Consider the following 9800-nt stretch of genomic DNA (forward strand, 5'->3'; position numbering starts at 1 on the left):
ACCTACCGGGGAAAACTCGTCCTTGTTGACAGCGTCAAGTGGGAACGGAGCCCACGATGCCCGAGCAGATGATCACCACGTCGGTCGGCCCGCTGCTGGTGCGCGACACCGATCCCGGCGGCGCCCGGCCCACCCTGCTGTGGCACAGCCTCTTCGTCGACAGCCGCAGCTGGGAGCGTGTGGAACCCGAGCTGGCCAGAGATCGGCGCCTTGTCGTGGTGACCGGCCCCGGCCATGGCCCGAGCGGCGATCCCGGCCACCGCTACACGATGCAGGACTGCGCGGACGCGGCCGTGGCGGTGCTGGCGGAGGTCGGCGTCGACGGCCCGGTGGACTGGGTGGGGAACGCGTGGGGCGGCCACGTGGGCATCGTCCTCGCCTCGCGCCGGCCCGACCTCGTCCGCACCCTGGTCACCGCCGGCACCCCCGTGCACGCCTACACCCGAGGCGGGCGGCTGCAGACGCACCTCCTGCTCGCGCTGTACCGCGCCTTCGGGCCCGTGCGGTTCCTGGTCGACTCGGTGACCGACGTGCTCCTGTCCGAGCGCACTCGCGAGCGCGACGCGGCGGCCGTCGCCCTCGTCCGCGACTCGTTCGCGTCCGCGGACCGGCGAGGGCTCGCCAACGCGGTCGTCTCGATCTCGCTCCACCGGGAAGACCTGACTCCGGCCCTACCGTCCATCCAGGCGCCGACCCTCTTCATCACCGGCAGCGATCATCACGACTGGTCGGCCGAGCAAGCGCGCGCGGCGGCGAGGCTGGTACCGCACGGGTCCTCGGTCGCCGTGGAGGGCGCGGCCTATCTGGTGCCGTTGGAGACGCCGGCCGAGTTCGTCCGGTCGGTCCACGGCTTCTGGGCAGAGCACGCGGCGCCCGGGGTGTCGCCCTGACCACCCGCCGGGGTCAGCGACGACCGGGCACTGTTCACTTCGGCCCGCGCCTCGAGACGTCGGTGGAGCCGGGCTCGCCGGGCGCACCCTGGCTGTTCTCGATGACGGGCCGCCTGGCGCGTCCCGTCAGGAGCGGCGGGCTGTCGCGCGGGCCTGGACCGCGGCGTGGACGTCGGCCATGACGAGGTCGGCGTTGATCGCCGCACCGGCCATCACGCCCTGGGCCGCGGAGGCGCCGACCATGGCGCTGAGGTCGCCGGCGTTGCCCGCGGTCCAGACCCCGGGCAGGTCGGTCGCTCCCGCGGGGTCCCTCGTGATGTGGCGGCCCAGGGGGTTCTCGGTCAGCGTGCCGCCCAGCTGTTCGTAGAGGTCGCCCCGGGCGACGAACCGCGGCTGCACGGCGACGGCGTCCACGGCGAAGGCGTGCCCGTCGGCGAGCACGACGGCGCGCAGGCAGTCGCCGTCGCGGGCCAGCTCGCGGACCTGACCGGTGACCACGCAGATGCCGAGGGCTTCGAGCTGCACCCAAGCCTCGTCGTCGGGCTCGGGGGCCTCGTGGAGGAAGAGGGTGATGTCGGCGCTGAGCTGGCGCAGCAGGAGGGTCTGGTGCAGGGCGTTGGGGCTGGTGGCGAGCACCCCGATGCGGCGACCGCGCACCTCGTAGCCGTGGCAGTACGGGCAGTGCAGCACGTGCGTGCCCCACAGCTCGCGGACGCCCGGGACGTCGGGCAGCTCGTCGACCAGACCGGTGGCGAGCAGCAGGCGGCGGGCGGTCACGGTGTCGCCGTCGGCCAGGGTGACGTCGAAGCCGTCGGGGGTGCGGCGGGCCGTGGTGGCGCGGCCGCGGCGGATCTGCGCGCCGTAGGCGGCGGCCTCCTGCCGCCCGGCCTCGAGCAGGTCGAGGGGGGCGACGCCCTCGCGTCCGAGAAGGTTGTGCGCGCCCACGGCTGGGGCGTTGCGCGGCTCGCCCGCGTCGATCACGAGGACGTCGCGCAGGGAGCGGGCGAGGGTCACGGCGGCGCTGAGGCCGGCCGCTCCCCCGCCGACGATGACGACGTCGTGCCGGTGCGGTTCGGTCGGGGAGGTCATGGCGGGCTCCTGGCGGGTCGGGGTGCGGGGCGGGGGTTCAGGGGCGGGGTTCAGGGGCGGCGGGCGAGCCAGGCGATGCGGCTGCCGCGGATGGTCAGACGTGTGCTGGAGAGCAGGGCGTCGGGGCCCTGGTCGGCCAGGAGGCGGTCGAGGGTGGCCACGTCCTCGGCCGCCAGGGCGTCGGCGAGGAAGGTGCGCTGGTGGCCCAGCCAGGCGCGGGCGTACACCTCGGCCTGCGGGTTCCCGGGGCCGACCTCGACCGGGAACCGGCGCTGCTCGACGACGTCGAGCCCGGCAGCTTGGAGGGCGGGCGCCCAGTCGGGGTAGGCGTTCCAGCCCGCCGTGGCGAGGGCTGCGTGGCAGCGAGCCTCGAGACCGGGGCGACCGGAGCCGACGTCGTCGGGCAGCAGGCTGGGCAGGGCGCCCATCTCGAGGATCATCGCGACTCCCCCGGGGCGCAGGGCATCGTGGACGGCGCGGAGCACCCGGGCGGGGTCGGCGACCTCGTGCAGGGAGCTCGCGGCCCAGATCAGGTCGGCGGGGCCGAGGTCGGGCCAGTCCTCGTCGAGGTCTGCGGGGACTACCCGAAGGCGGCTGGTCAGACCGTGGTCGCGGCTGGTGGCGGTGAGGTGATCGATCATCACCGGCGACCGCTCGAGCGCGACGACCTGCGCCTCGGGGAAGCGCTGCGCCAGGGCGACCGAGCCGACGCCGGTCCCCGCGCCGAGGTCCAGCACGGTCCGGACGTCGGTGGCGTGCTCGGCGGTCCATGCGGTCACGGCCGGCAGGTACGCGCCGAGGACCTGGGCGTCGAGGTCGAGGAGCTCGGGCAGGTCCTGCGAGTGGGCGTCGTGGTCATGGCCGGTGCCGTGGTGGGCGTGCGCGTCGTGGTGGGGCATGGCTCCAGACTAGGCACGAATTGCCTCTAGGGCATAGCATCTTGCGCATGAAGCAAGAACTTGATCTGGATGCTGTGATCCGCCAGCGGATCCGCGGCCTGCGCCTCGCGCGCGGCTGGTCCCTCGACGCCTTGGCGGCCCGCTGCTACCTGAGTCCCTCGACGCTGAGCCGGATCGAGACGGGCCACCGGCGCATCGCCCTCGACCAGCTGGTGCCGATCGCCCGCGCCCTCGACACCACGCTCGACCACCTCGTCGAGACCGTCGCCGACGACGACGTCGTGATCCACCCCGAGCCCCAGCAGGCGGCCGGGATCACGACGTGGCTGATGTCCCGCGAGAGCACCGTGCGCGGGGTGACCGTCGCCAAGATGCGCTTCTCCCCCGATCACCCCTCCGGTCCGGATCGCCAGGGCGTGCACCCGGGGCGCGAGTGGTTCACCGTGCTGTCGGGGACCATCCGGCTCTACCTGGGCGACCGGGTGATGCTGGTGGAGGCCGGTGACGCTGCCGAGTTCTCCACGATGGTGCCGCACTCGCTCGGGGCTGCGGACGGGCCGGCAGAGATCCTGACGATCTTCGACCAGGACGGGGAGCGGGCCCACATGCCTACGCCGGGGCGGGGCGGGGCGAACGATGCGGACGAAGCAGGGGCGCCGGCGGCGCCAGAGACGTCCGGCTAGCGGCCGACGGCGTCGCGCAGCTCCTGCTCGTGGACCTCGAGCCACTTCTGGCGGCGCAGGATGCGGTCGCCGACGCCCTCGTCCCACATCCGTCGCTAGCCACCGCCGAGATCCTCCGCGCGCTGCTTCATCAGGTACCAGGTGCGATCGGCAGCGTTCCGCATCACGGGAACGAGCAGGTCGCGATCCGCGTCCGAGAGCCCGTACGCATCGACGATGACCATGGCTCTGGCGATCGGATCGACGTCGCGCAGGACGGGTTCGCGGTCCTCGATCGGCATCAGCGGCGCCCACCACTGAAGGACGTTGCCCACCTCCTCCGCCCGCGTGGCCGGCCTGACCAGATCGAAATCGATCAGCGCGACGGCCTCCGCATCGCGGAACACGACATTCTCCGGGGTCACGTCCATGTGGCCGAGGAGCTCGGCGCGACCGGCGACCGACGGCGGCGTCCCGGCCGGAGCTGCAAATTGCGGATCGGCGCCGGATTCGGGGATCGGCAGCGTGACCACGGCGTCGTCGTAGGAACGCACCAGCCGAGCCACGCTGACGATCCGCCGCTCGTCGGCCACCCAGGCCGGCCAGGGGCGACCCGCCACCTCGCCGGCGACAAACGTCAGCACCTCGCGACCCTTGGCGTCGAGCCCGAGGAACCGAGGGCTCCCGGCGAAGCCGACCTGGTCCAGATGCGTGAGCACGTCGTGCACGAGCCGAGAATGTGGACCGATCGGGCGGCGAACCGTGTCCCCGACCCGCACCACCCCGTCGGTGACGTCGCCGCCAGGAAGTGGCACCTCGACCTCATCGTCCGACCACAGGCCTTCCGCGGCCGCCGGTGCGGCGGGCTGGACATGTCGCCGGCTGTGGCTCGCGGTCATCGCCCGATTCTGAGGCACGATCCACCGCACGAGCACCACGCGACGCTCACGGACCACTCCGGGCGCTCGCGATCAGCCCTGATCGCTTGCATACCTAGAACCTCTAGGGTTCAATGCCTTGTACATCTAGGTATAGGAGCCGTCGTGCACATCGACAAGGACCTGGTGGCCGCATCAGCGACCCCGATCGTGCTGGGCATTTTGGCAGAGGGTGACCTGTACGGCTACGCGATCCTCAAACGCGTCAGCGAGCTGTCGGGCGGAGGCCTGCAGTGGACCGACGGCATGCTCTACCCCCTGCTGCACCGGCTCGAGCGCCTCGGCCACGTGTCCTCGTCGTGGGGCACCTCCGAGGCCGGCCGGCGCCGCAAGCACTACGCGATCACGCCGTCGGGCCGAGCGACCCTCGCCGAGCGGCAGGAGCAGTGGACGGTCGTGGCCGACGCGCTCCGGCAGGTGTGGCAGTCCGGGCAGCGACCACCGCTCACGGCCGAGGGGTGGGCGTGATGGAGCAGCACCTCGCGCTCGATGCCGACATCGACCGCTGGCGCGGGTACCTCCAGCGGCACCAAGCCATCTCCTCCGCCGACATCGACGAGCTCGAGGACCACCTCCGGGAGCAGGTCACCGACCTGCAGGCCACCGGGCTCGACGACACCGAGGCGTTCCTGGTCGCCATCAAGCGGCTCGGCAACCTCGACGCCGTCTCGCGCGAGTTCGCCCGCGAGCACTCCGACCGGCTGTGGAAGCAGCTCTCCCTGGTCCCCCAGGAGTCGCGTGAGTCCGGCGGCACCCCCGCGCGCGAGCTCACGGTCGTCCTCGCCCTCGCCGTCGCGGCGGGGCTCGCCGTCCGGGCCGGTATCACCTGGCTCGACGACGCCGCGCTCGCGCGCAACCTCGCCCTGCTCGTCGTCCCGTTCGTGGCGGCGTACTTCGCCTGGAAACGCCGCCTCGGCATCCGGACGGTGGCGGCGCTGGTCCTGCCGGCCGTCGTGCTGGCTGTGCTGCTGAACGTCTACCCGTTCGACTCCGACAGCTCCACCGAGCCGCTCGCCGCGATGCACGCGGTCGTCGCGCTGTGGCTGCTCGTCGGGATCGCCTACGTCGGCGGCCGGTGGCGTTCTGACGGCCGGCGCATGGACTTCGCCCGGTTCACCGGCGAGCTCGCCATCTACTTCACGCTGCTGGCCATCGGCGGGGGCGTGCTGACCGGGCTGACCGTCGCCGTCCTGCAGCTCGTCGGCATCGACCCCGAGCAGGCGCTGGGGAGCTGGGTCCTGCCGTTCGCGGTGCCCGGGGCGCTGGTCGTGGCCGCCTGGCTCGTCGAGGCCAAGCAGAACGTCGTCGAGAACATCGCCCCCGTCCTGACCCGCGTGTTCACGCCTCTGACGATCATCATGCTGCTGACGCTGCTCGGCGCCCTCGCGACCGCCGGCGGGCTCGGCGAGGTCGACCGCGAGCTGCTCATCCTGATGGATGCGATCCTCGTCCTCGTCGTCGGCCTGCTGCTCTACTCGATCTCCGCCCGCGACCCGCTGGCGCCCCCCGGCCTGTTCGACACCCTGCAGCTGGTGCTGCTCCTCGCGGCGCTCGCCGTCGACGCCGTGCTGCTCACCGCGATGCTCACCCGGATCGCCGAGTTCGGCGCCAGCCCGAACAAGCTCGCCGCCCTCGGCCTGAATCTCCTGCTGCTCGTGCACCTCGCGTGGGCGGCCCGGCTCTCCGTCGGCTTCCTGCGGGGGCGCAGCGCCTTCGCCCCGCTCGAGCGCTGGCAGACCCGCTACCTGCCGGTGTACGGGATCTGGGCCGCGGTGGTGGTCGTCGTCTTCCCGCCGGCGTTCGCCTTCGCGTGACAGCCCCGGGACAGCGCACGCCTCCCCCCGCCCGCCATCCGGTGTTCACCTCGTGGCTGCCCCGGCGACGGTCTGCGATCGATCCCGCCTCCTATCGTTCGAGTCGACCCGACGTCTACTCGACTTGGAGCCCCAGTGTCCGCACGACGGATAGCCGCGGTGGCCGCGACCGCGGTCCTCGCCCTCACCGGAGCGGTGTTCACCGCCGGATCCGGCCTCGCTGCCGATCGCGATCCCGCTCAAGGCAAGGGCAAGGCCAAGGCCAAGAACGTCATCCTGCTGATCGGCGACGGGATGGGAGAGACCCACGTCGATGCCGCGAGCATCCGCTACTACGGCGCCGACGGCCAGCTGGCGATGGAGTCGCTGCCGGCGCTCGGCTCGGTCCAGACCTACGCGGTGGAGCGGAACAGTGCCACCCCCGAGCTCGTCACCGACTCCGCATCAGCGGCGACCGCCTGGTCGTCGGGGGTGAAGACCTACAACGCCGCCATCGGCGTCGACGCCTATGGCGCCATCGTGCCGACCCTGATGGAGCAGGCCAAGACGGCCGGGTACCGGACCGGGAACGTGTCGACCGCGGAGATCACCGACGCGACGCCCGCGGCGATGTTCGCCCACGCCGCGCTGCGTGGCTGCCAGGGCCCGACGTACACGCCCGCGTCGTGCGAGACCCTCGGCGGGGAGCCGTACCTGCCCATCGCGCAGCAGATCGCGCGCAACAACGTCGCCGACGTGATCCTCGGTGGCGGGAACGCCCGCTTCACCCCCGAAGACCAGACGGTGATGGAATCCAACGGCTACGAGGTCCTCGGCGCCCTCGGGACGACCGTGGCGACCGGGGCCGAGCTCGCGGCGGTGACCGGGAACGACCGCCGGGTGATCGGCCTGTTCAACACCGGCAACCTCACGGTGGAGGTCAACAAGGCCAAGGCCTTCCCGACGGCGCAGGTCCAGGCTGAGCCGAGCCTCCCCGAGATGACCGCGAAGGCGATCGACCTCCTCGCCCACAGCGCCGATGCCCGCCGGCGCGGGTTCTTCCTCCAGGTGGAGGGCGCGATGATCGACAAGCGGTCCCACGCGAACGACGCCGCCCAGACGCTGGGCGAGATGAAGGCGTTCGACGACGCGGTCGCCGCCGCGTACGAGTACGCCCAGCGCGACAAGAACACCCTCGTGATCGTCACGGCGGACCACGAGTGCGCCGGGTTCAACATCATCGGCAAGGGGTCCTTCACGAACGCCGAAGCCGGTTCACCGCCCGCGAACCAGTCCGGGACCAGCTCCACCCAGACCCCGGTTCGCGCGAGCAACAGTGCCCTGGACCCGGCCCGGTCGACCGGGCCGGTCAACGGGGCCGGAGCGGCCGACGCGGCGAACTTCGCGCCGGCGACCTTCCGCACCCTCGACGACCCGGCCGAGGTCGTCGACGGCAGCCTCGACGCGTCGCTGTGGCTGACGTACCTCGCCGGGAACCACACCGGGGCGGACGTGCCGATCTTCAGCTACGGGCCCGGCAGCGACCGCTTCGTCGGGGAGCAGGACAACACCGACCTGTACGACGAGATGGCCGCCGCGATCAAGCTCAAGGTCGCACCCTGACCGGACCTCGCGCCGACGGCGGGGTGCGCACCGCGCCCCGCCGTCTCGGCGCGAGCACGCTGAGCCGGCTCGTCTCGCTCGCTCTCGTCGTGGCGGGACTCTCGGCCTGCGCCGGTACCGGCACGGCGGTGCTCGATCACCCCGGTCGGACCGACGCGGCCGCGCAGGCGGCCTCGGTCGCCGGCCTGGAGCCACAGCCCGAGGGTGCGCCCGCGGGCTCGGTCGAGGTCGGCGTCCCGGCCGGCACCGTGTCCGTGGACGACGGCCCGTTCACGGATCGGCTGCGGATCACCGAACTCCGGCTCTCGGACTCCGCCGTCACCGGGAGCCTGGCAGTCACCTCCGACGTGAGCGAGGTCCTCAACCTCGAGGTCCGCGTCGACTTCTACGGCGCCGCGGGTGATCTGCTGGGCAGCGACCGCCAGGTCTTCACCGCGCGGGACACCGAGCCGTTCCACTCCACCGCCGGCGTGGTCGGCCTGCCGATCACGGTGCCCGCCCCCGTGCCGGGGTCGCACAGCGCCGTGGTGAGCATCCCGGTCCTCGTCAACGAGTAGCGCCGGCCTGCCGGTGGGCGAGCTCGTCGAGGGTCGTGGACTCTCCGGCCAGGTTTGAGGACCCGCGCACACCCCACAGCGTCAGCCGCTCACGTCCGCACCGCGACCCTCTTCTCTGGAGCACATCTATGCGTCTCACCCCGCTCATCTCACCTGCCCCGCGCCGGACCACCACGCTGATGACCGCCGCCTTGGCCTGCGGAATCGTCGTGCTCGGCGCGACAGGCCCCGCCGACGCCGCCGTCGTTCGCGCCGACGACCACGCCGTCCACCACGACGGCGACCACACCCGCGCTCGCACGTTCGACCTGCAGGCCCACCGCGGGGGCGTCGGGCTGACCGTGGAGTCCACTATTGCCTCGTTCGGCAAGGCCCTCGACCTCGGGGTGAGCACGCTCGAGCTCGACGTGCAGATCACCAAGGACGGCTACGCCGTAGTCACCCATGACCGCGACCCGGTCGCCACCAAATGCACCGACACCGCGCCGGCCACCCCGGGCGACCCCCAGTTCCCGTACGTGCCCGGCAAGACGTACATCACGGACCTCACCTTGGCCCAGGTGCGCACCCTTGACTGCGGCTCACTGGCCCTGCCGCAGTTCCCGGGCCAGCAACTGTCGCCCGGTGCGCAGATGCCGTTGCTGTCCGAGGTGTTCGACCTCGTCAACGACCGGCGCGCCAAGGGCGTCACGCTGAACGTGGAGACCAAGGTCGAGGCGGGCGCGCCGGAGCAGACCGCGCCCCGCGAGCAGTTCGTCCAGGTCGTCGCCCGCGAGGTCCGCGCCGCGCACCTGCTGCGCCAGGTGACGATCCAGAGCTTCGACTGGGGCGCACTGATGCGGATGCGTGAGGTCGAGCCCCGCCTGCCGATCGTCGCGCTGACGAACGGTCAGCAGTTCCTCCAGGCCGGCCAGCCCGGCGCCTCGCCGTGGCTCGGCGGGATCGACATCGACGACTTCGGCGGCTCGCTCGTCGCCGCCGCGGCTTCCTTCGACGCCGACGCGATCTCGCCGGTCGCCGGCAACCCGCAGAGCGGCAAGGTCACCGACGCCGGCTACGTCCCGTACACGACGCCGGCGATGGTCCACGACGCCCATGCCGCCGGGATGCTCGTCATCCCCTGGACCATCGACGACGACGCGACCATGCAGTCGCTGATCGATGCCGGCGTCGACGGCCTCATCACCGACTACCCGAACACCGCGCGCGACGTGATGGCCCGCAACGGGCTCGCCCTCCCCCGCGCCTACCCCGCACGGAACCACCACTAGGTGTTGTGGCTCATGAGGTTGGTGACGCGGGGGTCGTGAGACGAGGACGGGTCCCCGTCGGCAGGATGTGAAGTGCGA

10 protein-coding genes are annotated in these 9800 nt (G+C 72.2%); 7 read left to right on the plus strand and 3 right to left on the minus strand.

The genetic code is table 11. The features are described 5' to 3' along the window. The first annotated feature begins 56 nt into the window (after window positions 1-56). A complete protein-coding gene (locus EUA98_RS09885) occupies window positions 57-890 on the plus strand; it encodes an alpha/beta fold hydrolase (protein WP_207219034.1) in 834 nt (277 codons plus the stop codon). A 126-nt stretch (window positions 891-1016) separates the two neighbouring features. Here EUA98_RS09885 and EUA98_RS09890 read toward each other — a convergent pair whose 3' ends face one another. Then, entirely contained in the window at window positions 1017-1979 is a 963-nt protein-coding gene (locus tag EUA98_RS09890) for an NAD(P)/FAD-dependent oxidoreductase (protein WP_130102514.1), read from the minus strand. A gap of 50 nt (window positions 1980-2029) precedes the next feature. Further along, a complete protein-coding gene (locus tag EUA98_RS09895; protein WP_130102515.1) occupies window positions 2030-2878 on the minus strand; it encodes a class I SAM-dependent methyltransferase in 849 nt (282 codons plus the stop codon). Window positions 2879-2925: 47 nt separating this feature from the next. On the opposite strand from EUA98_RS09895, the gene EUA98_RS09900 reads away from it, so the two are divergent. Continuing rightward, entirely contained in the window at window positions 2926-3561 is a 636-nt protein-coding gene (locus tag EUA98_RS09900; protein ID WP_130102516.1) for a helix-turn-helix domain-containing protein, read from the plus strand. Between the two features lie 95 nt (window positions 3562-3656). On the opposite strand, the gene EUA98_RS09905 is transcribed toward EUA98_RS09900, so the two are convergent. Then, complete coding sequence (locus EUA98_RS09905) at window positions 3657-4439, minus strand: phosphotransferase (protein WP_130102517.1); 783 nt, start codon at window positions 4437-4439, stop codon at window positions 3657-3659. A gap of 144 nt (window positions 4440-4583) precedes the next feature. On the opposite strand from EUA98_RS09905, the gene EUA98_RS09910 reads away from it, so the two are divergent. The 5 genes from EUA98_RS09910 to EUA98_RS09930 all read left to right on the plus strand — a co-directional run bounded on the left by EUA98_RS09910 (window position 4584) and on the right by EUA98_RS09930 (window position 9722). Further along, entirely contained in the window at window positions 4584-4946 is a 363-nt protein-coding gene (locus tag EUA98_RS09910) for a PadR family transcriptional regulator (RefSeq protein ID WP_130102518.1), read from the plus strand. After that, entirely contained in the window at window positions 4946-6292 is a 1347-nt protein-coding gene (locus tag EUA98_RS09915) for a permease prefix domain 1-containing protein (protein WP_130102519.1), read from the plus strand. Before EUA98_RS09910 ends, EUA98_RS09915 begins: the two co-directional genes overlap by 1 nt. A 159-nt stretch (window positions 6293-6451) precedes the next feature. Next, a complete protein-coding gene (locus tag EUA98_RS09920; protein WP_242511380.1) occupies window positions 6452-7894 on the plus strand; it encodes an alkaline phosphatase in 1443 nt (480 codons plus the stop codon). Between the two features lie 23 nt (window positions 7895-7917). Next, window positions 7918-8451 (plus strand): hypothetical protein, encoded by a 534-nt coding sequence (locus tag EUA98_RS09925; protein ID WP_130102521.1) that lies wholly within the window; start codon window positions 7918-7920, stop codon window positions 8449-8451. Between the two features lie 128 nt (window positions 8452-8579). Beyond that, the gene (locus tag EUA98_RS09930; RefSeq protein ID WP_130102522.1) at window positions 8580-9722 is read left to right on the plus strand and encodes a glycerophosphodiester phosphodiesterase family protein; all 1143 of its coding nucleotides are present in this window, start codon (window positions 8580-8582) and stop codon (window positions 9720-9722) included. The last annotated feature ends 78 nt before the right edge of the window (window positions 9723-9800 follow it).

This window comes from Pengzhenrongella frigida (assembly GCF_004168625.1).
Lineage (GTDB): Bacteria > Actinomycetota > Actinomycetes > Actinomycetales > Cellulomonadaceae > Pengzhenrongella > Pengzhenrongella frigida.